The 23,838-nt window shown below is 40.1% G+C and carries 26 protein-coding genes; 10 read left to right on the top strand and 16 right to left on the bottom strand.

Annotated features, from left to right (window positions below; genetic code table 11):
- Nucleotides 1–39 precede the first annotated feature (39 nt).
- From can to KJK34_RS12675, 4 genes are read right to left on the bottom strand one after another with little or no spacing between them, the layout of a single operon-like run.
- Nucleotides 40–678: a carbonate dehydratase gene (can, locus tag KJK34_RS12690; protein WP_223054258.1), complete on the bottom strand. Its 639-nt coding sequence runs from the start codon at nucleotides 676–678 to the stop codon at nucleotides 40–42.
- A gap of 12 nt (nucleotides 679–690) precedes the next feature.
- Nucleotides 691–2,322, bottom strand: a complete 1,632-nt coding sequence (locus tag KJK34_RS12685; protein WP_223054257.1) for a SulP family inorganic anion transporter — start codon at nucleotides 2,320–2,322, stop codon at nucleotides 691–693.
- Between the two features lie 59 nt (nucleotides 2,323–2,381).
- Nucleotides 2,382–2,663 carry a hypothetical protein gene (locus tag KJK34_RS12680; protein ID WP_223054256.1) on the bottom strand — a complete coding sequence of 94 codons (282 nt, stop codon included), beginning with the start codon at nucleotides 2,661–2,663 and terminating at the stop codon, nucleotides 2,382–2,384.
- 58 nt (nucleotides 2,664–2,721) lie between these two features.
- A complete protein-coding gene (locus tag KJK34_RS12675) occupies nucleotides 2,722–3,222 on the bottom strand; it encodes a Dps family protein (RefSeq protein ID WP_223054255.1) in 501 nt (166 codons plus the stop codon).
- Nucleotides 3,223–3,341: 119 nt separating this feature from the next.
- Between KJK34_RS12675 and KJK34_RS12670 the strand changes: the two genes are divergently transcribed.
- Nucleotides 3,342–4,289, top strand: a complete 948-nt coding sequence (locus tag KJK34_RS12670) for a LysR substrate-binding domain-containing protein (RefSeq protein ID WP_223054254.1) — start codon at nucleotides 3,342–3,344, stop codon at nucleotides 4,287–4,289.
- Between the two features lie 50 nt (nucleotides 4,290–4,339).
- On the opposite strand, the gene KJK34_RS12665 is transcribed toward KJK34_RS12670, so the two are convergent.
- The 4 genes from KJK34_RS12665 to KJK34_RS15245 all read right to left on the bottom strand — a co-directional run bounded on the left by KJK34_RS12665 (nucleotide 4,340) and on the right by KJK34_RS15245 (nucleotide 6,436).
- Nucleotides 4,340–4,525: a hypothetical protein gene (locus KJK34_RS12665; protein ID WP_438839210.1), complete on the bottom strand. Its 186-nt coding sequence runs from the start codon at nucleotides 4,523–4,525 to the stop codon at nucleotides 4,340–4,342.
- 152 nt (nucleotides 4,526–4,677) lie between these two features.
- Nucleotides 4,678–5,340 carry a tRNA (5-methylaminomethyl-2-thiouridine)(34)-methyltransferase MnmC2 gene (mnmC2, locus tag KJK34_RS12660; protein WP_223054252.1) on the bottom strand — a complete coding sequence of 221 codons (663 nt, stop codon included), beginning with the start codon at nucleotides 5,338–5,340 and terminating at the stop codon, nucleotides 4,678–4,680.
- Nucleotides 5,340–5,804, bottom strand: a complete 465-nt coding sequence (locus tag KJK34_RS12655) for a hypothetical protein (protein WP_223054251.1) — start codon at nucleotides 5,802–5,804, stop codon at nucleotides 5,340–5,342. Before KJK34_RS12655 ends, mnmC2 begins: the two co-directional genes overlap by 1 nt.
- Nucleotides 5,804–6,436: a DUF4920 domain-containing protein gene (locus tag KJK34_RS15245; RefSeq protein WP_236937652.1), complete on the bottom strand. Its 633-nt coding sequence runs from the start codon at nucleotides 6,434–6,436 to the stop codon at nucleotides 5,804–5,806. The genes KJK34_RS12655 and KJK34_RS15245 overlap by 1 nt, the downstream gene beginning before the upstream one ends.
- 202 nt (nucleotides 6,437–6,638) lie before the next feature.
- Here KJK34_RS15245 and KJK34_RS12645 point away from each other — a divergent pair, with 202 nt between their 5' ends.
- Nucleotides 6,639–7,709, top strand: a complete 1,071-nt coding sequence (locus KJK34_RS12645; RefSeq protein WP_223054250.1) for a branched-chain amino acid aminotransferase — start codon at nucleotides 6,639–6,641, stop codon at nucleotides 7,707–7,709.
- A gap of 153 nt (nucleotides 7,710–7,862) precedes the next feature.
- Here KJK34_RS12645 and KJK34_RS12640 read toward each other — a convergent pair whose 3' ends face one another.
- A complete protein-coding gene (locus KJK34_RS12640) occupies nucleotides 7,863–8,252 on the bottom strand; it encodes a pyrophosphohydrolase domain-containing protein (RefSeq protein ID WP_223054249.1) in 390 nt (129 codons plus the stop codon).
- A 78-nt stretch (nucleotides 8,253–8,330) separates the two neighbouring features.
- Here KJK34_RS12640 and KJK34_RS12635 point away from each other — a divergent pair, with 78 nt between their 5' ends.
- The 8 genes from KJK34_RS12635 to KJK34_RS12600 all read left to right on the top strand — a co-directional run bounded on the left by KJK34_RS12635 (nucleotide 8,331) and on the right by KJK34_RS12600 (nucleotide 15,964).
- A complete protein-coding gene (locus KJK34_RS12635; protein ID WP_223054248.1) occupies nucleotides 8,331–8,519 on the top strand; it encodes a hypothetical protein in 189 nt (62 codons plus the stop codon).
- A gap of 107 nt (nucleotides 8,520–8,626) precedes the next feature.
- A complete protein-coding gene (locus tag KJK34_RS12630; protein ID WP_223054247.1) occupies nucleotides 8,627–9,064 on the top strand; it encodes a hypothetical protein in 438 nt (145 codons plus the stop codon).
- An 82-nt stretch (nucleotides 9,065–9,146) separates the two neighbouring features.
- Nucleotides 9,147–10,925: a tetratricopeptide repeat-containing sensor histidine kinase gene (locus KJK34_RS12625; RefSeq protein WP_223054246.1), complete on the top strand. Its 1,779-nt coding sequence runs from the start codon at nucleotides 9,147–9,149 to the stop codon at nucleotides 10,923–10,925.
- Nucleotides 10,922–11,542, top strand: coding sequence for a response regulator transcription factor (locus KJK34_RS12620; protein WP_223054245.1), 621 nt, complete (start codon nucleotides 10,922–10,924; stop codon nucleotides 11,540–11,542). The genes KJK34_RS12625 and KJK34_RS12620 overlap by 4 nt, the downstream gene beginning before the upstream one ends.
- A gap of 292 nt (nucleotides 11,543–11,834) precedes the next feature.
- Nucleotides 11,835–12,434 carry a penicillin-binding protein activator LpoB gene (gene lpoB, locus KJK34_RS12615; protein ID WP_223054244.1) on the top strand — a complete coding sequence of 200 codons (600 nt, stop codon included), beginning with the start codon at nucleotides 11,835–11,837 and terminating at the stop codon, nucleotides 12,432–12,434.
- Between the two features lie 24 nt (nucleotides 12,435–12,458).
- Entirely contained in the window at nucleotides 12,459–14,318 is a 1,860-nt protein-coding gene (locus KJK34_RS15480; protein WP_223054243.1) for a COG3014 family protein, read from the top strand.
- Between the two features lie 2 nt (nucleotides 14,319–14,320).
- On the top strand, nucleotides 14,321–14,710 hold the full coding sequence (locus KJK34_RS12605) for a hypothetical protein (RefSeq protein ID WP_223054242.1): 390 nt from the start codon (nucleotides 14,321–14,323) through the stop codon (nucleotides 14,708–14,710).
- Nucleotides 14,711–14,788: 78 nt separating this feature from the next.
- A complete protein-coding gene (locus KJK34_RS12600; RefSeq protein ID WP_223054241.1) occupies nucleotides 14,789–15,964 on the top strand; it encodes a GyrI-like domain-containing protein in 1,176 nt (391 codons plus the stop codon).
- Between the two features lie 334 nt (nucleotides 15,965–16,298).
- Here the strand turns inward: KJK34_RS12600 and KJK34_RS12595 are convergent, their stop codons facing one another.
- From KJK34_RS12595 to pyrG, 7 genes are all read right to left on the bottom strand, one after another.
- Complete coding sequence (locus KJK34_RS12595; protein WP_223054240.1) at nucleotides 16,299–17,015, bottom strand: tRNA threonylcarbamoyladenosine dehydratase; 717 nt, start codon at nucleotides 17,013–17,015, stop codon at nucleotides 16,299–16,301.
- Complete coding sequence (locus KJK34_RS12590) at nucleotides 17,008–17,652, bottom strand: TatD family hydrolase (RefSeq protein ID WP_223054239.1); 645 nt, start codon at nucleotides 17,650–17,652, stop codon at nucleotides 17,008–17,010. The genes KJK34_RS12595 and KJK34_RS12590 overlap by 8 nt, the downstream gene beginning before the upstream one ends.
- 54 nt (nucleotides 17,653–17,706) lie before the next feature.
- Nucleotides 17,707–18,063, bottom strand: coding sequence for a hypothetical protein (locus KJK34_RS12585; RefSeq protein ID WP_223054238.1), 357 nt, complete (start codon nucleotides 18,061–18,063; stop codon nucleotides 17,707–17,709).
- A gap of 80 nt (nucleotides 18,064–18,143) precedes the next feature.
- On the bottom strand, nucleotides 18,144–19,331 hold the full coding sequence (mnmA, locus tag KJK34_RS12580) for a tRNA 2-thiouridine(34) synthase MnmA (RefSeq protein WP_223054237.1): 1,188 nt from the start codon (nucleotides 19,329–19,331) through the stop codon (nucleotides 18,144–18,146).
- Between the two features lie 52 nt (nucleotides 19,332–19,383).
- Nucleotides 19,384–20,088, bottom strand: coding sequence for a toxin-antitoxin system YwqK family antitoxin (locus tag KJK34_RS12575; RefSeq protein ID WP_223054236.1), 705 nt, complete (start codon nucleotides 20,086–20,088; stop codon nucleotides 19,384–19,386).
- Nucleotides 20,089–20,182: 94 nt separating this feature from the next.
- Nucleotides 20,183–22,081, bottom strand: coding sequence for a membrane protein insertase YidC (gene yidC / locus KJK34_RS12570; protein ID WP_223054235.1), 1,899 nt, complete (start codon nucleotides 22,079–22,081; stop codon nucleotides 20,183–20,185).
- A gap of 42 nt (nucleotides 22,082–22,123) precedes the next feature.
- Nucleotides 22,124–23,734, bottom strand: a complete 1,611-nt coding sequence (gene pyrG, locus KJK34_RS12565; RefSeq protein ID WP_223054234.1) for a CTP synthase — start codon at nucleotides 23,732–23,734, stop codon at nucleotides 22,124–22,126.
- Nucleotides 23,735–23,838 lie beyond the last annotated feature (104 nt).

The raw sequence follows: 23,838 nt of genomic DNA, 5'->3' as shown, positions 1-23,838 counted from the left end.
ATAGTTCCTACAGCCTAATATATATTTTAATCCTGTAAACTAAAACTTCAGCCTGTCAACCTTATCAAGGTCATGGTTATCGCAAAGGTTAACCTGAAGGTCTTTAACAATACCTGTGTCAAGCCCATACACCCAGCCGTGCAGGCAAAGTTCCTGCCCGTTACGCCATGCTCCCTGCACTATAGATGTCTTGGCAAGGTCATATACCTGCTCTTTTACATTTATCTCTACAAAAGTATTAAACCTGTCATGCTCGTTTACTATAGAATCTAAATATATCCTGTGGTGCCTGTAAACATCTTTAATATGCCTTATCCAGTTATCAATAATACCGATTGACTGGTTACCCATGGCAGCCTTAACACCGCCACAGCCATAATGCCCGCACACAATAACATGGTTTACCTTAAGCACGTTCACGGCATAATCAAGCACGCTCAGCATGTTCATGTCAGAGTGTACAACCATGTTGGCAATATTGCGGTGCACGAAAACCTCACCCGGCTGTGCCCCTATTATCTCGTTTGCAGGTACTCGGCTGTCTGAACAGCCAATCCATAACAAAGGTGGCGACTGCCCCTGGGCCAGTTTTTGGAAATAATCGGGGTCTTCAGAAAGTTTGTTTTCCGACCATATTTTGTTGTTATCAATAATCTTCTTGTAAAAGTCTGTGCTCATTATCGTGTTGTATTAGTATATGTCCTGTTTTTTATCTCTTGCTTTACCGCTGTTGTTATGTGCAACAAAAACATTATTATTATCTGTATTCTGTAACTCATAAGCCGTTTTAAAGCCTATAAGCGTTACTTCAATATTTTCTTCTTTTGCCTTTACCGTGGCAAACTCCTCTATAAGGTCGAGTACATCATACGCAATGTAAACCGTTTCAGATGCATCAATTACTACCTTCGAGTTTTCTGGTATTTCATTAAGGGTTGCCTTTATAGCTGCCTTGTTAAGGAAAGATACCTCCTGTGCCAGGTCTATATGGATAACATCTCCTTCTTTATACTGTTCTTTCCTGAAGTTATATGCCCTTTTAAGGTTACCCTTAAGTACAAATATAACGCTGATTATCATTCCGAGGGCTACACCGCGCAATAAATCTGTAGCCACAACGGCTATAAGTGTTGCGATAAATGGCACGAACTGGTATATGCCTTTTTTCCAGAAATGGATAAGCTTTGCAGGCCGCGCCAGCTTATAGCCAATTACAAGCAGTACTGCGGCAAGGGTAGCAAATGGTATTTTGTTTAGCAGCGTGGGTATAGTCAGCACACATAACAGCAACAGCGTACCGTGAATGATTGTGGACATTTTAGTACGGGCACCTGCACTTGCATTAGCAGAAGACCTTACCACGACAGATGTTATAGGTAACCCGCCAATAAGCCCACTAAGCATGTTGCCTATACCCTGTGCTTTAAGTTCACGGTTGGTATCGGTGTAGCGTTTCAACTCATCCATCCGGTCTGATGCCTCTATGCAAAGTAATGTTTCTACAGAGGCTACTACCATTATGGTAACTGCTGTAACCCACACCTGCGGATTAACGATAGCAGAAAAATCAGGAGTTAATAATACGCTTTTTATATCCTGAAAAGATTCTGGTACCGGCAATGTAACGAGGTGTGAACGCTCCAGCGCCAAAGGGTTGCCAGTTCTAATAAAGTATTCATTGATGAGTATTCCCGCCAGTACAGCAACTAATGCACCCGGCAGCACTTTTAGCTTTTTAAGCGCCTTAACATTTTCCCACATTATGAGGATAATAAGTGAAACTGCTGCAATGATGACTGCACCAACTTCGAAACGGCTTATAATTTGAGGAATATCAGAAAATGGGTTGCCGCCGTCAAGCCTGAAAAGTGACTCTGAACCTTCAAATCCGCCTGCATCATAGCCAACAGCGTGTTCCAACTGGTTAAGTATGATAATTACGCCGATACCGGCAAGCATACCCTCTATAACATTTGAGGGAAAATAATTAGATAAGCTGCCCGCTTTTAAAAAGCCTAAAATTACCTGCAGCACACCCGATAGCAGCACCGCAAGCAAAAATGCCTGAAACGAGCCAAGTGTGGCCACAGCAGTAAGTACTATGGATATGAGCCCGGCAGCAGGCCCTGAAACACTTATATTTGAATTACTTAATGAGCCTATTACAAGGCCGCCAATTACACCTGCAAGGATACCCGAAAGCGGTGGCGCACCCGAAGCAAGCGCTATACCCAGGCACAAAGGCAGGGCAACTAAAAAAACCACAAGCCCTGATGGAAAATCGGACTTTAGGTTTGCAAAAACATTTTCTTTTTTTGACATAACCGGAAATTAAAATACTGTACATAAGCCGCTAAAGCAGCATTTGATTCAATCTTAACTTATGCCGGTTCGGGAGGGGGTATAAAAATATCTCCGCAAACACCTGTGTGCCTGCGGAGACTATATAAATTTATTTTTAATGTTTTATTTACTTTAGGCAATAAAGCAACAACATTAGTATGTGATAATGTGTTTACAGCCTGGAGCACACTTTCATTTTCTTCCTCGCTTATATTATAAGCGTAAGAAACATCCGAATCTTCCTCAAGAATGCTAATAACCGTAGGCATTGTAAGGAAGAACAGGAACAATAATAGTGTTACTTTAACTGCTATCTTCATGCATACGAAGATAGCAATTTTTATAAGAGCAGGTAAACAGATGTTAAAGAGTTTTTGCTTAAATTTCCTCTTCGCACCATGCCTTCATCATCCACATGGTTTTTTCCTGTTCTTTTATAAAATCGCTCATCATAGAGTTGGTACCCTCGTCATTAATTTTATCCGATTCCTCAAGTATTACCCTTTCAATTTTAAGCAGGTCAGAAAGTGATGCTATAACGAGCTGAACGGCATCTACATCCTTACTGATATCTTTACCCACTTCAAGCCTGTTATTAGCTATATAATCTTCAAAAGTGTGCAGCGGTGTCCCACCAAGCGTAAGTACCCTTTCTGCAACCATATCAATTTTTAACTGTGCATCATTATATAACTCTTCAAATTTTATGTGCAGGTCAAAAAACCTTTTACCGCGTATGTTCCAGTGAATGCCGCGAAGGTTTTGGTAATATACCTGGAAGTTAGATAGCAGTATATTTAATTCGGCTGCTATTACGCCGGCTTCTTTAACAGGAAGGCCAAGAATATTTGTTGCCTCCGATTGTTTTTTTGTCTTCATATAACTAAGATTTTTTGGTGTGTTTGTAAGTTTTTATACCATAAATTTAAACAAATTTACCCATTAATAATATAGACTATATCAATAGTTTTTATAATTTTATCATAAAAATTTATATCATGACCATAACACAACTCCAATATGTACTTGCGGTAGCAGAACATAAAAACTTTACGCTTGCAGCAGAAAAATGTTTTGTTACACAGCCAACGCTGAGTATGCAGATACAAAAGCTGGAGGAAGAACTGGATATACAGATTTTTGACCGGGGCAAAAAGCCGATACAGCTTACTACTGTAGGCGAACAGATAGTTAGCCAGGCAAAGAATATTGTAAATGAATCGGGACGTATTAAAGATATTGTTGACCAGCAGAAAGGTTATATAGGGGGTGATTTTAAAGTAGGTATAATACCTACTATAATGCCAACCCTGCTGCCTATGTTCATGAATAATTTTATAAAGAAGTACCCAAAGGTTAACCTTATAATTGAAGAACGTACCACCGAAGAAATCATCAGGATGATTAAGAACGGGCAACTGGATGCAGCAATTGCAGCAACCCCGTTGCATGAAGAAACTATTAAAGAAATTGTGCTTTATTATGAGCCTTTTGTAGCTTATGTACCGGAGAACATACCGGCATACAATAAAAAAGAGTTTGAAGTGGAAGACCTTGACCTGAACCTGCACAATGTACTGCTGTTGCAGGATGGGCATTGTTTCCGCCATAATATATTAAACCTTTGTAAAGCAAAAGGGCTTGGCAATGATAATCATTTCCAGATTGAAAGCGGCAGTTTTGAAACCCTTGTTAAGCTTGCTGACGAAGGGTTGGGGATGACACTGCTGCCCTACCTGCATACGCTTGATATGGGAGATAAGGCAAATAAAAAACTACGCCACTTTAAAGAGCCGAGGCCATCGCGGGAGGTGAGCCTTATCTATTCTAAAAAAGAACTAAAGCTGCACATTATAGAGGCACTACGAAGTACTATTGCCGGAGTGGTAAGGGGTGCGATAACCTTCCAGAATGTAGAAATTACAAGCCCGCTGCAAAAAAAGTAATGCAGCCTACTTTATAAAGCACAAAGAGGAGCCAGTGGCTCCTCTTTTGTTTATTGTTCTACGTTAGTAAGGCACGCTTGCAGTTCAGGCTTTCCGTTAGTAAAAGTTTTCAGCCATTCCAGCAATTGATCGATCTCATAAGGCAAAAGGCTTTTTAACGCTTTTTCTACTTCTTTACAAAACAGCTTCGGGTCAAAACTCACGTTTACCAAAACCTGTTTTGTGTAACTAAACATACTTCTGGGCATAATTCTTTTACAAATTATTAATTAATGTTAGTAGGTGATAAGAACGTATGTAAATGTAATAAATATTTTGATACAAATATCAGTAATATGATAATTTTTACTGTGTTAAATTTTTAATATAATAATTTTTTAACTCAAAGTTAAGGTTTTGTTGCTATAAGCATTTCTCTTTTGCCGGGTGGTCCGGGCAGTTTCCCGGTTACAAAACCGGCTTCCTGCATAGCTTTTTTTATAACCGTACGGCAGGCATAAGTTACCAGTATACCTCCCGGTTTCAATGCGTTATACATCTTGCTGAATATTGCTGTACTCCACAACTCAGGCTGTGCATGATAGCCAAAAGCATCAAAATAAACTATGTCATACAGTGCTTCATCATGTATATCTTCAAAACGCATCTGCCACTTTAAAAGTGTAAAGGTTTTGTTAATTTTAACTTCTTCACCCCAGGCTGCGCTATGCATAGTGTTAAAAACTGCTGTGTGCTCTTCAGCTTTTAATTGTGCAACATAGTTAAGTTTTGCCGCTTCATCGGCAGCAACAGGATATGCCTCTATGCCTGTATAATAAATTTCCTGATTATTAGTAACCGACTCAAGATAGGTTATAAAAGCGTTTAGCCCGGTGCCAAAGCCCATTTCTAATACAGAAACAGGCCGGCCACTTAAATGTGCCAGCCCGTTTTTTATGAATACGTGATACGCTTCCTGTATGGCCCCGAACTTAGAATGATAGGTTTCTTTTAGTTCCGGAAGGTAAATGGTCACAGAACCATCAGAAGTAGTTATGATTTCTCTCTCCACTATTTTATATACAATTTTTTTATGCGCGGTATAGGCCCTCCGCATTTCTGCTCATGGCATTGCACACAGGCTGAAACAGCATCGTTAAAATGTTTCTTTGCGTTATCCGGGTCTTTATAAATAAGCTCCTGTGCTTTAATGAAATTGGCTGCCTGCTCTTTGAAGAACGCATCATTCTCGCTTTCATCTGTCATGGCAGAAGCATGTATATTAAGGAAATGCTTCGGAAAATTGCCAAGGGTATCGCCGCTTACAATACGTTGTTTCAGCATCATGTTCTCTGCATACATCTGCTCCATTAGTGCTGCCATTTCCGACATTTCATACATTTTAAGCTCTTCCTTGCCCTGCGCTGTAGTGTCGGCTGCTACAGCGGTGGTTTCACCTTCCTTCTCTGCCGCTGCTTCTTTTTTACATGCTGTAATAAGCAACAGGCAAAGCAACACTGCTGATATACTTTTCATTATTGGGTTATCAGTACGCCGTTAGCTTCAAAACCATAGGTAAGCTTAGGCTGGGTTATTTTATCAATTTCAGCCTGGCTTTTGCCTTCGTCCTTTGCATAATGCTTAAGTTCTGCTACTGATATTTCACTCACAAACGCCTTACCGTTAACTACTGCTTCCCTGCTGCCTGCATTAAGCGGCACAAAAAAGCCGTAATCTTTAAACCGTACAAAAGATTCTTTGCCTGTCGGCATATCAAGCGTCATCCAGCAGCCTTTCTTCTGACAAACATTTTTAATGGTCGATTTAAATTTTACATTAATAGTATCGCCCGGCTTTAATGAACTGTATTTTTTAAGCATCTGCTCTTTGGTAAGGGCATTGTCAGCTATCATCTTGTCTCCGAAAGCAGCATATTTAACAGATGGTTTTGCAGCAGTATTTTCTTTAGTTACCGTTTCAGCGCTACCGGCAGCTTCAGCTTCGGCATCTGCGCCTGTTTCAGCTCCTTCAAGCGTATCAACATCTACCGTTACAGTGTCTGTCGGAGTTTCTATTATTGTGCCTTCACTCTCTACAGTGGTTTCTTTATCGTCTTTGCAGGCTGTAAAAACCGCAAGGGCAGCAGCCAGTACTATTACTTTCTTCATTTTTTAAAAGAATTAAAATTTTATCTCACAAATTTATAAATTTCTGCAAATACACGACCTGAAAATCAGGTTCTGTAACATTAAAAACAAATATAAACAAAACACCTTTAACTAAATTTACCTGCTATCCCCTACCCAACATGGTTTTTTTCTTAAATTTGCGCATAACACAACTTAATTATTTACCACCAAATTTAACTTGATGAGCAATTCAGCTACAAACGATATCATTATTAACAAGGCCGAAACGACTAAAATAGGCAATGTTGATTTCGAAAACCTCACCTTTGGCAATACGTTTACAGACCATATGCTGATATGCGATTATAAACAGGGGGTGTGGGAAAAACCGGTTATAAAACCTTACGAACCATTTTTGATAGACCCGTCTGCTAAAGTGTTCCATTACGGGCAGGCAATTTTTGAAGGCATGAAAGCCTACAAAGATGCACAGGGCGATGTATGGCTTTTCAGGCCCGATGAAAACTACAGGCGTTTTAATAAATCGGCTGCAAGGCTGGCCATGCCCGAAGTGCCTGAAGAAGTTTTTATGGAAGGCATGAAAAAACTGATAGACATAGACCGCGAGTGGGTAAAGCACGGTGAGGGTAGTTCATTATACATCCGCCCGTTTATGATAGCAACTGGGCCCGGCGTAATTGCAGCACCTGCACAGTTTTACCGTTTCATGATCATACTTTCACCTGCTAAGGCCTACTACTCAGGCGAGGTTAAGGTTATCATTGCAGAACATTACAGCCGCGCTGCAAACGGCGGCATTGGCGCTGCAAAGGCAGCAGGTAACTATTCAGCACAGTTTTACCCTACCAAACTTGCTAATGAAATGGGCTTTCAGCAGATTATCTGGACAGATGACGCCACGCATACCAAGTTGGAAGAAGCCGGCACCATGAACGTATTTTTCAGGATAAACGATACTTTATATACTGCTCCAACAAGCGAAAGAATACTTGATGGGGTAACGCGAAAAAGCCTTATTGATATTGCCAAGCGTGAAAACATAGATGTAGAAGTACGATCTGTACTTGTTGACGAACTTGTAGCTGCCGCCGAAGATGGCTCTTTAAAAGAGATATTTGGTGCGGGCACAGCTGCAGTAGTTAACCCTATAGTAGGCTTTAGCTATAAAGATAAGTATTATGAATTACCAAAGCAGGAAAACCCTGTTGCGCTACGCTTAAAGAAAATGCTTACCGATTTGCAATACAAACGTGCTGAAGACACCTTTGGGTGGACAATGAAGATAAACTAAACAAAAAACAGAGGGGCTGTCTCAAAAGTGCTTTTACCAGCACTTTGTCATTCCGACGATAGGAGGAATCTTAACTAAAATCAAATCATTCAAGATTCTTCACTTCGCTATCGCTTCGTTCAGAATGACACTTTTGAGACAGCTCCTTTTGTTTTAATCTTCCTGTAATATTGATGCAAAATCGGGTTTAAAGTAGCCGGGGCCTTTCATGACCTTACCATCCTCGCGGTATATTGGTTTGCCGTCGGCGCCAAGCTTGCTCATATTACTGCGCTGTATCTCATTAAAAACATCTTCTATTTTGTGCTGCAAGCCATGTTCAAGTATAGTGCCGCACAATATATACAGCATGTCGCCCAGTGCATCGGCAATCTCGGTAACATCATTATTTTGCACAGCCTCAAGATATTCTTCGTTTTCTTCTTTCATCAGGTTATACCTAAGCATGTTTACGCTATCGCCCAGGCTTCCTCTTGGCTTATCGCTTACTCCCAGTCCGAATGCAGTATGAAATTCTTTTACGGCTTCTAATTGTTTCTTCATAATCTGTATTACTATTTAATGCATTAAAAATACTTTTTATAAGTACTATGTTGTAATTTTGCGTAAAAAGATTTCAACATGTTTACAGAGGGCCAGTTAATATTTGCCGTATTTTTTGTAGTAGCATTTGTAGCGGCAATGATATATGTTTACCGCAAAGATTTAAAATTGCACAAAAAACACTATAAAGGCAGCTACAAAGTACTTATTGGCTTTATGGCATTTATAGCAATTTTGTTTTTTATAAAATTCTACCTTAAAGGATAAGCGGTAATAAAATGCTGACAAAATATGAAATGTAAATCCCCTTTGATGGGGATTTTTTTTTACCTTAACCATCAGAAATTTGCCTATTAACCAAAAAAACCTATTCTATGATTAACATTGTCTATTATGGAGCCGGCACCTACACTGATGGTACAGGTTCTGCAAGGTACAGCGTTGTATTGCCCAGGCTCGACAACGGAAGCTATGAATTTCCAGGCATTTACAACTTTTCAAAAAACGGCGTTGACAGGGTTCTGATACACATGCAGATTAAGGATGTTGCTCCGGATACAGACCTGTCTGAAGATCTAAGCAACCTGATACTGCATGATATCAGCTTTAACCTGAAAAGCCTCCATAATGATTCACCAAGCGGCAATATAAGCCTTACTGGTGATGTGGAGATTATACTTTGCCATGATGACGAATTTAACCTGCAAAGGGAGATAGAGAGACATTATGATACCGAAATGCTGACTGATAAGGTACGTGATAAAACGGTGCCGAAAAGAGTGGGTTACGGAACATTAAAGGTAAAATTCTAAAAGAGTTTACAGAGCAATGCTGTCCAAATAAAAGAGGCAGCATTGCTTACTCAACATAATCAATATTTAATCAGAACATAGTATGGCAGGACGTTTTTATATCTATCTGTTTTTACTGCTTTTATCCTGTCAGTACAGTAGTGCTCAGTACAGCAGGCAACTGCTGCTTGCAGAAGAGTATTTTGATAAAAATATGCACTACACGACATTAGACATGCTCGAGAAAATGGATGTGAATAAGCTTTCTAAAGCAGATAAGGCTTTTCGAAGTTACCTTTTAGCATGTGGATATACGTATGTGGGCCATGAGGATAAAGCATTTGAGTATTATCTAAAATCAAAAGCACAATACAAAGAAGCTGACAGCATGGATAAGGCCATGGACATTAATATTGATATTGCCTATTTAATAAGCGCACAGGACTATAATAAGAATAATTACTTAAAATACATCGAAGAATACCAACAATATGTAACTAAACAGAAAGATACTATTAAGATTGCAAAAGGTTACTGCAATATGGCGGTATGGATGCTTGATAATAATGAAAATGAGCGTAGCCGTGACTATTATTTAAAAGCATTAAAATTTGCAGAAGAAAGAAACAATATCGATTTACTGGCACGCATATACCACAATGTGGCTGTTGTGTATAATGAAAGGCTTCAAAAGCCTGATTCCGCACTATACTACCTCAAAAAAGATCGTGAAATAGTAAATAGTTCAGGCACTGTTGATGATTTATGTTCCAATTACATAAATGTCGCCTCATCATATCATCATAAACAGGATTATGATAAAGCTATAGAATACCTGCATCTCGCCGAGTCGCTGCCTATTCAAAAATATACATTAAGAACAAAGCAATATATTTATGAATTCTTAGCCGGAAACTATCAAATGAAAGGCGACATAAAAAATGCTTACAAGTATTTAGTATTAAACAAACAATTTGCCGATAGTTTAAAATCTGAAGAGCAAAACATTGCCATAAACGATATACAAACCAAATATAAAACAAAAGAAAAAGAGCTTGAAAACCAGTTACTTCGGAGTGATAACGCAACGAACAGAATACTAATTTACACCTTTACCGGCTTGTTGGCCGCAAGCCTTGTTATAGGATTCCTGGTTTTTAAAAATGCAAAGCGTAAAGAAAAGATATTAAAGCAGGAAAAACTTATTGAGCAGCAAAAGCTTGAAAAAGCCCTGAAAGAATATGAGCTTCAAAGTATAGACCTGATGCTTGAGGGGCAGGAAAAAGAGCGCCAACGCATAGCAAATGACCTGCATGACAACCTGGGCAGTATGCTTGCCGCCCTGAAGCTGAATTTTGAAAATCTTAAAATACGCAAAAATGAGCTTAGGGAAGAAGAGAACAGGCTATACCAGAAGACAGACGAGCTTATAGAAGAAGCCTACCAGAAAGTCAGGCGTATGGCACACGCAAAAAATGCAGGGGTATTTGCCAGTGAGGGTATTATACCGGCGCTGAAAAAACTAGCCGAAAAAATATCAGTTCCGGGCAAACTTTCTATAGAAGTAAATGCTTTCGGGTTTGACGAACGCCTTGAGAATAAAATGGAAATAGCTATTTTCAGGATGGTGCAGGAACTTTCAACTAATATAATAAAGCACTCAGGTGCTACAGAGGCATCTGTGCAACTGACAAACCATGACGATAATATCAATATAATTATTGAAGATAATGGTGTGGGTATGGATACCAATATTATAGGGAAAGCTGATGGAATGGGGCTTGACAGCATAAAGAAAAAAACAGAACAACTGGGTGGTACTTTTACCATAGATTCTAAGAAAGGAAAAGGGACAACCATAATAATAGACCTGCCGATATGATACGTTTAGTAATAGCCGAAGACCATCAGTCGCTGATAGATGGCATTAAAGTATTTTTGGAATATGAAGATGATATTACCGTTGTGGGCGAAGCCAACGATGGTGAACGGCTGCTGGAGCTTGTAAGCCTTAAAAAACCAGATGTGGTTCTTACAGACATCCGTATGCCGAAAATGGACGGCATAACAGCAACACGCAGCATAAAAAAAGACTTTCCGAACTGTAAAATTATAGCCTTCAGCATGTTTGAGCAGGATGAGGCTATATCGCAAATGCAGGAAGCAGGGGCATCCGGTTATATCATGAAAAATGCTTCACTCAAAACTGTACTTGCAGCAATAAGGGGCGTTATGTCGGGAGAAATATTCTTTGACGATTCAATAAAATTACACCCCGAAAAACCCAAAGGGCAGGACATACCGTTAAGCAAGCGCGAAATGGAAATTGTAAAACTTGTGGGGGAAGGCAAAACCTCTCAGGAAATTGCCGATATGCTCTTTATTGAAAAAAGCACTGTAGATACCCATCGCAAAAACATACTTAAAAAACTCAACCTTCAGGGTAAAAGTGAGCTTTTACGCTATAGCATGGAACGTAAATATGATTTTAATGGGTAGTACTACCTGTAAAATTACCCATTATTAGGTATTTTCCTGTGTCTGCATTTACCCCATCTTTGCTACATCATAAAAACACGGACAAGCTACTCAAGACAACCTTAACACTTAGTTTCTTCTTTCAATTTAGCACAATTTCCTTTAGTTTTTGAGTAGTTGGTTTAGCATGAAAATACCCTTAACAGGGTATTTTTTTATGTACATTTACAACATAAATTTTAATGGCACACCTTTTGTAAGATTGCTTGTTAAAAATGTTAACAAAATCATTAATCAATAAAACAAATAGTTTATGAAAACCGGAACTTTACTTTCAGCTTTGGCGCTTGCCGCAGGTTTAACAATATCAGGCTGTTCATCTCCACAGGTGCAGCGCGTAAATGAAAACACGGTTACAGACCTTAGCGGACGCTGGAACGAAACAGATTCAAGGCTTACTGCTGAAGAAATTACCGCGGAGCTGATGGAGCATGCATGGTACAGCACTTATGCCTCTGAAAATGCAGGTAAAAAGCCTGTTATTATTGTTGGCATGATTGTAAACAAATCGCACGAGCATATTGCTACCGAAACGTTTTCTAAAGACATTGAGAAGGCTATAATTAATTCAGGCAGGATGAAACTGGTACAGGCCGGTAACATGCGTGAAGAAGTGAGGGCTGAAAGGGCCGACCAGCAAAACTTTGCATCACAGTCAACCATGAAAAAATTCGGTTTAGAAAATGGTGCCGACTTTATGCTTCAGGGCACTATAAACTCTATTGTTGACCAGGCCGGAAAAGAAAAAACAGTTTACTACCAGATAGATCTTGAGCTTACCAATATTCAGACAAACGATAAAGTGTGGATAGGCGACAAAAAAATCAAAAAGTATATCGGTAAAAAGCTGTAATAGTATAACAGCACCTGTTTTTATATGAAATTAAGTATAAGCAAAGGCAAATATGCCGTTGGCCTGTTGCTGTTATTGATAGCTTTTTCTTCCTGCAGTACTTATAACTCCAAAACATCTGATATAGAAGCAAACCTCTTTAACGGGGCATATGATAAGGCTATATCAGGTATAGAGAAAAACAGCTTTCTTAATAAAAAACGCAACCGCCTGCTCTACCTTCTCGAAAAAGGAAAGGTAGAGCACATGCGCGGTAATTATGCAGAAAGTAACAAGCTCTTGGAAGAAGCCTATATAATGATAGAAGACCGCATTAAAACAAAAGCGGGACAGGCTGTTGCAGCCAAGTTTACCAACCCAATGGCAGAGCCGTATAAAGGTGAGGACTTTGAAAAGGTTACGCTTTTTTACTACAAGGCACTTAACTATTTTGCAATGGGCATGCCTAATGAAGCGCTTGTAGAGGCTAAGAGGATAAACTTAAAGCTGTATGAGCTTAATGAGAATTATAAAGAAAATAAAAACAGGTATAGCGAAGATGCTTTTTCGCAGATACTACAGGGTATTTTGTATGAATCTACAGGTGATATAAACAATGCCTTTATTGCCTATCGCAATGCAGCAGAGATTTACGGACGTAATAACGGCGAATATTTTGGTGTTACAACGCCTGTACAATTGCAAAAAGACCTCCTGCGCACAGCAAAGCTTATGGGCTTTACCCAGGAGTATAATGACTACCGCAATAAGTTTAAACTGCCTGCAGATGATAGCGCAGCTAAAACAAGCCCGGCGGACTACCAGGCTGTAAACAAAGGTGAAGCTGTAATTTTCTGGGAAAACGGCATTGGCCCTGCAAAAGACCAGATTGTAATAACGGCATCAGGGGCGGCAGGCATATTCTACGGCTCGTATATGGATGGCGACCATCTGGAAGAGATAATAATACCCATTCCTGTAGGGTCTGATATCGGCACTATAAATGCCATTGCCATACCACGATACAGGGAAAGAGGGAGTTATTATACCGGTGCAGAGATAGATGTAAATGGCAAACCCCAGCCTTTTTACCTGGCACAGGATTTCTACCCTATCGCTAAGCAGTGCCTAAAAGACCGCATGCTGCGCGAAACCATAGACCTCGTGCTTCGTTTTGCGGCAAAGAAAGCGGCCGGAGCCGGGCTTGCTGCTATCGGCAGCCAGCTTATGGGTGATACGGGTGGTGACCTTGTGCAGATTGGTGCCGACATAGCCGGTGCTGCAACCGAAAAAGCCGACACACGCAACTGGCAGACTTTACCTGCAACCATTTCATATACACGGGTACCGCTGCATGAGGGCGAAAACAAGTTTGTTATCCGTAAGCAGGGGCCTGAAGGTATAGATACCGATACCCTTGTTATACCTTTTAAGCGTGGGCTGCAAATAGTAAACTATTATGATGTGGGCCGTACACAGGTTATTCCCAATCAAACTGAAAATACTGCATCGGCAGCACAAACTAAAGGTGCAGGTGGTATTCCGCTCATAAAAAAAGAAATACTGGAAAAATATGATACCTGGCATGATGCAGGCAATGGTGTCTCCTATAAAGTTAACTTCAGGGTGAACCGCACTTTAGGGCAGGAGCTATATGAAAAAAAGATAACCCTGAAGCAAACAGGCACAGCTACTAAAACTATTACTTATACAGTTACCGAGACGCCTTTTGATAATAGCTACACAGAAGTAAAACAAGCCGATTATAAAAATGCTACTGAGGATGGCAAGCCATCTAAAGAATACATTAAAATAACCCAGCAACTAAAGCCTGGCGAGGAGGCTTCTTATCTTGTTCACCAGACTACACCTGATTTTTATGTAACTATATTTAAAGCAGAATAACCATGAAAAAGATATTTGCACTTACCGCTGCCCTACTGTTATGCCTTGCTGCAAATGCACAAACCGAAGGTGGCTGGGACAACTGGGAGAAGACAAGTTGCTACAGCAAGATATCATTCCGCATGAAGTATGTTGGCAAACATGGCAGCCAGCACCACTGGCAGGTTCAGCTGCGTAATGATTATGCGGGGTTGGTTTCGTTCAATTATAATATTACAGATAAAATACAGGAACACACTATAACAACGCACCGCAAAACGTTATACGGCAGCAAATTAAGTGATGTAATAGATGTGTATACCAAAGAGGAAGATATTTACCTGATTGTTGATAAACTGAGCCTCTCTCCCTACCCTGAGGATTTTGTAGATTGTGATGACAGTAAAGGCTAAAGAAAACGCCTGTTAACAGCGTTAGTTTCTTACAGGAAATATTTATATTTTTACAGGAAAATATAAATTTTCGTTTTTATGAAAATTGTTAAGTATATTTTCCTGCTCCTGCTGCTTGCTGCTGTAGCCCTTATTGTATTTGTGGCAACACAGGCAGGCAGTTATGATATAAAGGAGGAAAAAGTAATAAACATACCACGCGCATCGCTTTTTAATTATATAAACGATTATTCTAACTGGAATAATATAAATATACTAACCGATACAGACACCACTACGGTTTATACATTTTCTGATACCACATCCGGCCCCGGAGCTTATGCCTACTGGAAAACAGGTGAAAATGAAGGTGAGATAAAGACTTTAAAAATTAAAGATCTTGACTCTATAGTACAGAGTTCGGCAACAGGAACCAATACAAGTAAAATTTATTGGACATTTAAAGATACCCTTAACAGCACAAAAGTAAGCGTAAGACTAAAGGGTAATTTGTCTTTTACAGAGAAAGCCTATGCATTGCTAAACGGCGGCACAGAAGAACAGATTGAGTCGGCACTGCAAAACGGGCTGCAAAAGCTTAAAACCTTCCTTACGAATGAGATTAACAATTATTCTGTTGCCATTAAAGGAAAGGCTGTAAAAAAAGATGCTTATTATATTGGCTACCCTACCACAAGCAGTATAAACGGTATTAACCAACGCGTGGCAACGGTAATACCAAGGCTGCTGAGCTTTGTAAAAGCCAATAACATGGGTAAAAACGGTGTGCCGTTTGTTGTATATGATAAATATGACAGGCTTAATAACAGCGCTGCCTATACTATTTGCATACCGCTTAAAGAAGAGATATTTACAGCGCCGGGCAGTGAATTTGTTGGTGGCGAGCTAAAATCGTTTACAGCGCTTAAAACAACACTTAACGGAGATTACTCCCACCTTAAGGAAGCATGGAATAAAGCCTACAGCCACATTGCAGAAAAGCAAATGGAACTTAATACTACAGGTCAATATGTAGAAGTATATTCTGTAAACATGCAGCAAACAAGGCAGCCATCTAAATGGATAACCGATATTTATTTCCCCATAGGTAAACCTGTTGATACGCTTGCAATACCACCAATAGTGACTGAACCTTTGGTATCACCACCTCCACGACCCGCTACAATTCCTGTAAGAATTACAGGTAAATCAAATCAAGATACCTCAACTATTAATAATAGATTAGAGTCAAATCCTACTACTATAGATGATTAGGTAGCATTGACAACATATTTCCTATTATATATATAACAATGAACCCGCTTGAATTTCGCGGGTTCATTGTTACTTAAATAGTTTACTAATAAACGATAGTCCAAGAGAAAAAGTAAGTTCCCATTTTTTTATTGTGCTTCCATCAGTTTTTCTTTCGAATGCACCTGCAAATTTAAATCGCATACTTTTACATAGTTATCCAATTCATGGTGAAATATGTAAATAGTTAACACTCACTTTAACTATAATCCTTTCATAAGGCATTCAAATTTAGAATATTATCTGTTTTATTAGCATTAAAAGTTATTAACAAACCAACTGATATATTAACATTTTATTTTTTAATAAGGTATTTTACTACCGTTTCGGCAGCGTGTAGCCCAAATAATGCAGGCATCCAGCTATTGGTGCCATAAAACGACTTTTTAAAGTTGCTTCCGTCGGTCATTTTTAGGCTGGTTTCATCAGCACGTTCCGAAGAGAAAACTACTTTAACTCCACCCGAAATACCTTCTTTGCGCAATCTTTTGCGTATGGTTTTGGCAAGTGGGCAATATTCAGTTTTACCAATATCAGAAACCTTAACTTTAGCCGCTTCAAATTTACCGCCCGCGCCCATGTTGCTGATAATCTTTACCTTCTGCCTTTTTGCAGACATGATTAAATTCAGCTTAGGGGTTATGCTATCTATGCAGTCCATTACATAGTCATAATCTTTCGTAACCAGCTCATAGGCACGCTCAGGTGATAAAAATTCTTTTATCCTGATAAGTTCCAGCTTAGGGTTTATATCCATGAGCCTGTCGCCCACAATATCAACTTTTGGCTTACCTATTGTAGAATGTAATGCGGGCAATTGCCTGTTAATGTTGGTAATATCTACTACATCGCCATCAACTATTGTCATTTTACCTACACCTGCCCTTGCAACAAACTCGGCTGCAAAAGAGCCAACCCCGCCCATACCTACAACCAGTACATGCGAATTCTTTAACTTGTCAAGTCCTTCTTTCTTAAATAAAAGCTCGGCGCGCTCCGTCCATTCAGCCATTACTAAAAACCTTTTTAAAATTATTCTGTGTTATCTCAATTATCGTTTGTACACTTACACCTTTAGCCACCGCTGCCTTATTATATACATCGGCTATACCCTCTTCAATCGTATCTGTTTCAAGAAAAAAACAATCATCAGGCACATACTTCAAAACCTCTGAAAGTCCCTCATTTCGTAACAGGTATTTCCCGAAAGACAGGTAAAAACCTTTATCAAGCAATTGTTTGGCAACCTCCCTGTTTTTAGAAAACCCATGCACAATAATTGGTACACCGGGTTTAATGGCATCTGTAATTGCTATCAGTTCGGCATAAGCTGCAACAAGGTGCAAAATTACGGGTTTATTATATTTTTTTGCTAAAAGCAGTTGTTTTTCAAAAACAGACTGCTGCAATTGCAATGGAATATCAATACGCTTATCAAGCCCGCACTCGCCTAATGCGAGGCAGTTGGGCATTGCCAGCCGCTGTTCTATAATAGCTAAATGTTGTTGTATCTTATCTTCCTGAATGTACCACGGATGAATACCCGTTGAAAAGTAAGGCACGTCTGCCTCTTCATACGGGTAACGGTTCACTACTTCTAAAACATTTTTATCGGCAGTATAATTATGGGTATGCAGGTTATAATACATCAGTTTGCAAATAAGTTGCAAGATACCCATTTATCACAAAAGAGTAAAACGTTGCTAATCTGCTTTTGAGTGCCTGAAATCGGTCAGTATAAAAACAATAAGTATTATGGCCGCAAAAATGAGATAAAAGTTCCTTGAAAAAACACCATCTGTACTGCCCAGATAAAAAGAAGCAAAAACAAGCGCAAAAGCTACTACAAGCTCTATGTATCCATGCACACGGAAAGGCAGCCATTTTATTAACCCAAATTCAAAGTTGGTAATAATGGTGAGCAGAAAATGGACGCAGGCAAGCACATAGGTAAACATAGCCGTCATTTCGGGCAGGTTAAACAGCTCCGGTGCCGCAAGCAGAAAAATAACAGTAATGTAGTCGAGCACTGCGTGAAGTTTTGGGTTAATAATTTTCATAATGTGGTGATTTGTTAACCAACAAGTTATGAAAAAAATATACCTTCAAAATTACATAATTGCAGTATTATATTACAAGATTAGGATATTACCCCGCTGCCAATAAGTTCATCGTTAATATGCCATGCGGCAAACTGGCCTTCTGTAATGGCACTTTGCGGCTGCTCAAAAGATATATACATACCATTATCAAACTTATGCAGTGTAGCTTTTTGAAGCGGCTGCCTGTAGCGTATGCGTACCATTACATCCATGGTTTCGCCATCTTTAAGTGCAAGGTCTTCCCGTACCCAGTGTATTTCGCTTTCCTGGATAAACAACGCTTTGCGAAACAAGCCCGGATGGCTGTGCCCCTGCCCTGTATATATAGCATTGCTCTCTACATCTGTAGCGATGATAAACAGCGGTTCTTTTGTACCGCCTACGTTTAAGCCTTTACGCTGCCCAATAGTATAATAATGTGCCCCCTGGTGGCGCCCCACTACTTTACCCATATCGGGAGTATAAGCTATATTTTTAGCCTCGAAAGCTAATTGTTCTTTTACAGAGGTAAATGCAGGTTTTTCGGTTTTATATGCATCCGAATCAGCATTCACTTCATAGATAGTACCCTCTTTTGGCTGAAGCTGTTGCTGAAGAAATTCAGGCAGGCGTACTTTACCGATAAAACAAAGCCCCTGCGAGTCTTTTTTCTCGGCGGTAACCAGTTCCATTTTAGCGGCGATTTCGCGCACCTGGGGCTTGGTAAGCTCCCCTATAGGGAAAAGCGCTTTACCCAGTTGTTCCTGCGATAGCTGGCACAAAAAGTAGGACTGGTCTTTATTAGCATCTACACCCGCAAGCAGGCGGTGCACTTCTTTTCCGTCTTGTATTATAGTGTCTTTACGGCAATAATGCCCTGTTGCCACATAGTCTGCACCCAGGCTAAGGGCAATTTTCATGAAAACGTCGAACTTTATTTCGCGATTGCAAAGCACGTCAGGGTTTGGTGTCCTGCCTTTTTCGTACTCGTTGAACATATAATCAACAATACGTTCTTTATATTGTTCGCTAAGATCTACTGTCTGGAAAGGTATGCCCAGCTTTTCAGCAACAAGAAGTGCATCATTACTGTCTTCAAGCCACGGGCATTCATCTGATATGGTTACCGAATCATCATGCCAGTTTTTCATGAACAGCCCTATAACCTCATAACCCTGCTCCATAAGCAGGTATGCTGCCACACTGCTGTCAACTCCTCCCGATAAACCAACTACTACACGTTTCATCTTCTAAAAAATCTGCTGTAAAACAGTGCAAAGGTACGGCAAATTTTACATTTTACTCTCTTTGGCGTACCAGCTCAACTTTTTTATTGGTAACATCTTCTTCTTTTACAAGCTTTCCACGCTCATAAAATTTCCATACACCTGTTTTAATATTATTGGAGTACTGCCCTTTGCTTTCCAATTCACCAGAACCATTATAAAAAGATGCCGGCCCGTGCATCTCTCCATCTTTATAAACCGATTCTTCCAGCAAAATGCCTTTTTCGGTATATTTTTTATAGTAGCCGTTTCGCAAGCCGTTCTTGTACTGGGCTTCTTCCGCAAGGGAACCTGAAGGGAAAAATACCTTCCTTACCCCTGTTAGCTTGCCTTTACTGTACAACTCTACCGACATGATAGTATTTTTACCCGGATAGTAAAACTTCCATTCCCCCTCTCGCAAACGGTTAACCTCTTTGCCTTCGCTTAGCTTCTTGCCCTTTTCATCGAAAAATACAGTATAGGATTCTCCGTTGCCCGCACTAAAATCGCGCGTTGCCGCTACAGGAGCCGACTTTACATTTTCATAGAATTTAAAAACACCGGTTTCCCTGCCATGCTCAAAAGTACCCTCATAACGCAGGTTGCCAGAGTCGTCATAAGTACCTTTCCACAAGCCGTGGCGCTTGCCCTGCGCATCAAATTTATTGACAGCCTGCTGCTGTGCCGAGCATAATCCGGTTAACAAAATAAAGAGTATTGCTAAATATGACTTCATAGAAAAGTTTTTTATATAACCTTGATAGTATAGTATTTAGTATGCAAAGCCCGTGCCTTATTAAAAAAGCACCTCTTAAAGAGGTGCCTTGTTTTTATTTTTTGTTTTGCCTTGCTTTTTGCTGCTCCTGCGCCTGCTCCATCATTTCCTGCATGCGTTTCTGGAATTTGCTCTGCTTTTTAGGCTTAGCTTTATTTTCCTGGATTATGGCGTGTACTTTTTCTTCCTTAACAATGTAGTTTTTAATCACTAACATGATACCTATTGTAATAAGGTTAGAGATAAAATAGTACAAACTCAATCCTGATGCATAGTTATTAAAGAAGATAAGCATCATTACAGGTGAAATATATATCATTATCTTCATGATCTTGCTCATATCCGGCATGCCTTCCTGTGGTGGCTGCGCCATGCTCTGGTCGCCTGTTGTCATTTTCATGTAAAAGAATATAGCTACAGATGCCAGTATAGGGAAAAGGCTCACGTGGTTACCGTAAAACGGAATGTAGAACGGCAGGTGTGCAATAGAGTCATAAGACGAAAGGTCGTCTGCCCAAAGGAAACTCTTCTGCCTTAAATCAAAGTAAGACGGGAAGAACTGGAAGAGTGCATAGAATACCGGAATCTGCATTAGTGCCGGTAAGCAGCCCGCCATAGGGCTAACACCCGCTTTGCTGTACAGCTTCATGGTTTCCTGCTGCTTCTTCATCGGGTCTTTCTTATACTTCTCGTTCAGCTCTGCTATTTCCGGGCGTATAACCTTCATTTTAGCCTGAGACAGATATGACTTATACGTAATTGGCGACATTAAAAGCCTTACCAGTATGGTAAATATTATAATAGCAATACCATAAGGTATAAAGCTGCTCAGTAAACCATAGGCAGGAATAAAGATAAACCTGTTTATCCACCCGAAGATACCCCAGCCAAGTGGCATGATCTCATCAAGGTTCCTGTCATAGTTATTTAATATCTTGTAATCGCACGGGCCGTAGTACCAGTTCATGTTGTAGCTAAGCTCTCCTCCTTTAAACTCAAGCGGCATGTTAGCTTTAAAGTTTTTGGTGAAAAGAGTATCTACTTTTTCATCCTTTACAAGGTTTTCAGAAACCATTTCAGCCGTTTTAAACGGGGTATCCGTTAAAAGTACCGATGTAAAGAAGTGCTGCTTAAAGGCAATATAGGTAACCTCATCGGCCTTTTCAGCTTCATTGCTTCCCTGCCCAAGGTAATCATCCTTGCCTTCTTCATACTCATAAATAAGCTCCGTGTAACGGTTCTCGTAAGTAACACTCTTTTCGTTACGGAAAGATTTAAGCTGCCACTCCAGCCCCATTGGTTTTACCGTATTTACAATATTGGAAAGCCCCTGTGTGCGTATGCTGAAATCAAGCATATAATCTTTAGGCTTCAATACATAACGGTATTCTAAAAACTGCTGCGGCCCGGCTTTAAGGCGCATGGCAAGTACCGTATTTTCACCTTCCTTGCTTAGCTGCGGCTCAAAATAAAGATCGCGGGTATTAAGTATGCGGTTATCTTTAGTCTGGAACTGCAGGTTAAAGTCAACGTTGTTGTTATTGATAAGCTCTACCCTTTGGTTTGAGCCTTTATGAAACTGCTCAAAGTTTTTAAGGGTAGCCGCTGTAATATAACCGCCTTTATTTGAAACCTTCAGGTCAAGAAGTTCATTCTCTATTTCTGTAACACCACCTTTTGCAGACGGCAAAGACACGCTGTAAGCGAAAGCACCAAGGGCACTTTTCATTTCGGCTGTTGTTACTGAGTCTGCTACTGCCGAATCTTTTACTGCCGTAGCGGTATTATTTTCAGGAACGGTTTTGTCCGTAATTTTATCTATCTGCTCTTTTTTCTCTTCTTCCCTTGCCTTTGCATCCTGTTCTGCCGTTTGGTTGTAAATCATCCATATCAGCAAAAGCATAATTAACCCAAAGCCTATAAGGGTTTTAATGTCTAACTTTTTTTCTTCCATCTATTTAATAAAAATGTTTTCTTCTTTTTGCTGGTGCAACTGTTATCGTTTGGCTGCAACGGCTGCCTTAACAAAATGCACAAATAGCGGGTGCGGGTTGGCTACCGTACTCTTATATTCCGGGTGGTATTGTACCCCGATGAAGAACGGATGGCTTTCCAACTCTATAACTTCTACAAGGCCCGTATCAGGGTTAACACCCGATGCCTTAAGCCCTGCACTTTCTAAAGCTTCACGATACTTACCGTTAAACTCATAACGGTGGCGGTGCCTTTCCTCTATCTGGGCAGCACCATATATTTTCCGGGCAAGAGAACCTTCCTCAAGTGTGCATTTCCATGAACCCAGACGCATGGTACCGCCTTTCTGGGTTATGGTTTTCTGCTCCTCCATTATATTAATTACGGGATTAGCCGTACTGGCGTTCATCTCGGTAGAATTGGCATCTTTAAGCCCTAATATATTACGCGAATATTCTATAACCGCCATTTGCATACCTAAGCATATCCCCATGAACGGGAGATTGTTTTCCCTTGCGTAACGCACGGTTTCAATTTTACCTTCTATGCCGCGCTCTCCAAACCCGGGTGCTACCAAAAGCCCGTCGAGCCCTTTTAGCTTATCGGCTACATTATCTTTATCTATATATTCCGAGTGTATGCTTACAACATTTATTTTCGTTTCATTTGCAGAGCCTGCATGTATAAAAGCTTCTAATATAGACTTATAAGAATCCTGCAATTCTACGTACTTACCCACAAGGCCAATATTTACGGTATGTTTCGGATTTTTAAGCCTGTACAAAAAGTCATTCCACTGCTTAAGGTCGGGTGAGTTTTTCTCCGAAAGGTCAAGTTTTTTAAGGGCTACCCTGTCTAAACCTTCCTCAAGCATTAAATTAGGTACATCATATATGGTAGAAGCATCTATAGACTGTATAACGGCCTCTGACTTAACATTACAAAACAAAGCAAGCTTCTGCCTGAGTTCAGTAGAAAGCTCATGCTCGGTACGGCAAACCAGTATATCTGCTTTTATACCACTCTCCATAAGTGTTTTTACCGAGTGCTGTGTAGGTTTTGTTTTAAGCTCTCCTGCCGCCGCAAGATATGGCACAAGTGTAAGGTGGATAACGATTCCGTTATTTTCGCCCAGCTCATAAATTAACTGCCTTACCGATTCTATATAAGGTAGTGACTCTATATCACCAACCGTACCGCCAATTTCGGTAATTACAATATCGTAATCGCCCGAACGGCCAAGCTGCTGCATGCGCTCTTTAATCTCGTTGGTAATGTGTGGTACTACCTGTACCGTTTTACCCAAAAACTCTCCCCTTCTCTCTTTTTCTATTACCGAAAGGTACACACGGCCCGTAGTAACGTTATTGGCCTGAGAGGTAGGTACATTTAAAAAACGCTCATAATGCCCCAGGTCAAGGTCTGTTTCGGCACCGTCATCGGTTACATAACATTCGCCATGCTCATACGGGTTAAGCGTACCCGGATCTACATTAATGTAGGGGTCAAACTTTTGTATGGTTGTCCTGTAACCTCTTGCCTGCAATAGTTTTGCCAGCGAAGCAGCTATAATTCCCTTACCCAGGGAAGAAGTCACACCTCCTGTAACAAAAATATACTTTGTCTGATTCATTGTAAATGCGTGTTGTTGTGTTGTTGTTGTAGCCGTAAAAAAACGAGGCAAAAATAATCAATTTAATTTGATAATCGGCTAAATTGATATTTGAAATACAACAC

Source organism: Flavobacterium coralii (assembly GCF_019891545.1).
Classification (GTDB): domain Bacteria; phylum Bacteroidota; class Bacteroidia; order Flavobacteriales; family Flavobacteriaceae; genus Flavobacterium; species Flavobacterium coralii.
The sequence above is the reverse complement of the archived record's forward strand: the minus strand, read 5'-3'. Positions and strand labels throughout refer to the sequence as shown.

Bases quoted from the DNA above. Each gene is read 5' to 3' on its own strand.
- KJK34_RS12630 (WP_223054247.1), top strand. From the start codon at position 8,627: ATGATTAACATTGTCTATTATGGAGCCGGCACCTACACTGATGGTACA.
- KJK34_RS12575 (WP_223054236.1), bottom strand. From the start codon at position 20,088: ATGAAGTCATATTTAGCAATACTCTTTATTTTGTTAACCGGATTATGC.
- KJK34_RS12595 (WP_223054240.1), bottom strand. From the start codon at position 17,015: ATGGCTGAATGGACGGAGCGCGCCGAGCTTTTATTTAAGAAAGAAGGA.
- KJK34_RS12620 (WP_223054245.1), top strand. From the start codon at position 10,922: ATGATACGTTTAGTAATAGCCGAAGACCATCAGTCGCTGATAGATGGC.
- KJK34_RS12635 (WP_223054248.1), top strand. From the start codon at position 8,331: ATGTTTACAGAGGGCCAGTTAATATTTGCCGTATTTTTTGTAGTAGCA.
- KJK34_RS12655 (WP_223054251.1), bottom strand. From the start codon at position 5,804: ATGAAAAGTATATCAGCAGTGTTGCTTTGCCTGTTGCTTATTACAGCA.
- KJK34_RS12600 (WP_223054241.1), top strand. From the start codon at position 14,789: ATGAAAATTGTTAAGTATATTTTCCTGCTCCTGCTGCTTGCTGCTGTA.
- KJK34_RS12625 (WP_223054246.1), top strand. From the start codon at position 9,147: ATGGCAGGACGTTTTTATATCTATCTGTTTTTACTGCTTTTATCCTGT.
- KJK34_RS12590 (WP_223054239.1), bottom strand. From the start codon at position 17,652: ATGTATTATAACCTGCATACCCATAATTATACTGCCGATAAAAATGTT.
- KJK34_RS12585 (WP_223054238.1), bottom strand. From the start codon at position 18,063: ATGAAAATTATTAACCCAAAACTTCACGCAGTGCTCGACTACATTACT.
- KJK34_RS15245 (WP_236937652.1), bottom strand. From the start codon at position 6,436: ATGAAGAAAGTAATAGTACTGGCTGCTGCCCTTGCGGTTTTTACAGCC.
- KJK34_RS12680 (WP_223054256.1), bottom strand. From the start codon at position 2,663: ATGAAGATAGCAGTTAAAGTAACACTATTATTGTTCCTGTTCTTCCTT.
- yidC (WP_223054235.1), bottom strand. From the start codon at position 22,081: ATGGAAGAAAAAAAGTTAGACATTAAAACCCTTATAGGCTTTGGGTTA.
- pyrG (WP_223054234.1), bottom strand. From the start codon at position 23,734: ATGAATCAGACAAAGTATATTTTTGTTACAGGAGGTGTGACTTCTTCC.
- KJK34_RS12685 (WP_223054257.1), bottom strand. From the start codon at position 2,322: ATGTCAAAAAAAGAAAATGTTTTTGCAAACCTAAAGTCCGATTTTCCA.
- KJK34_RS12675 (WP_223054255.1), bottom strand. From the start codon at position 3,222: ATGAAGACAAAAAAACAATCGGAGGCAACAAATATTCTTGGCCTTCCT.
- KJK34_RS12640 (WP_223054249.1), bottom strand. From the start codon at position 8,252: ATGAAGAAACAATTAGAAGCCGTAAAAGAATTTCATACTGCATTCGGA.
- KJK34_RS12670 (WP_223054254.1), top strand. From the start codon at position 3,342: ATGACCATAACACAACTCCAATATGTACTTGCGGTAGCAGAACATAAA.
- KJK34_RS15480 (WP_223054243.1), top strand. From the start codon at position 12,459: ATGAAATTAAGTATAAGCAAAGGCAAATATGCCGTTGGCCTGTTGCTG.
- mnmA (WP_223054237.1), bottom strand. From the start codon at position 19,331: ATGAAACGTGTAGTAGTTGGTTTATCGGGAGGAGTTGACAGCAGTGTG.
- lpoB (WP_223054244.1), top strand. From the start codon at position 11,835: ATGAAAACCGGAACTTTACTTTCAGCTTTGGCGCTTGCCGCAGGTTTA.
- can (WP_223054258.1), bottom strand. From the start codon at position 678: ATGAGCACAGACTTTTACAAGAAGATTATTGATAACAACAAAATATGG.
- KJK34_RS12665 (WP_438839210.1), bottom strand. From the start codon at position 4,525: ATGTTTAGTTACACAAAACAGGTTTTGGTAAACGTGAGTTTTGACCCG.
- KJK34_RS12645 (WP_223054250.1), top strand. From the start codon at position 6,639: ATGAGCAATTCAGCTACAAACGATATCATTATTAACAAGGCCGAAACG.
- KJK34_RS12605 (WP_223054242.1), top strand. From the start codon at position 14,321: ATGAAAAAGATATTTGCACTTACCGCTGCCCTACTGTTATGCCTTGCT.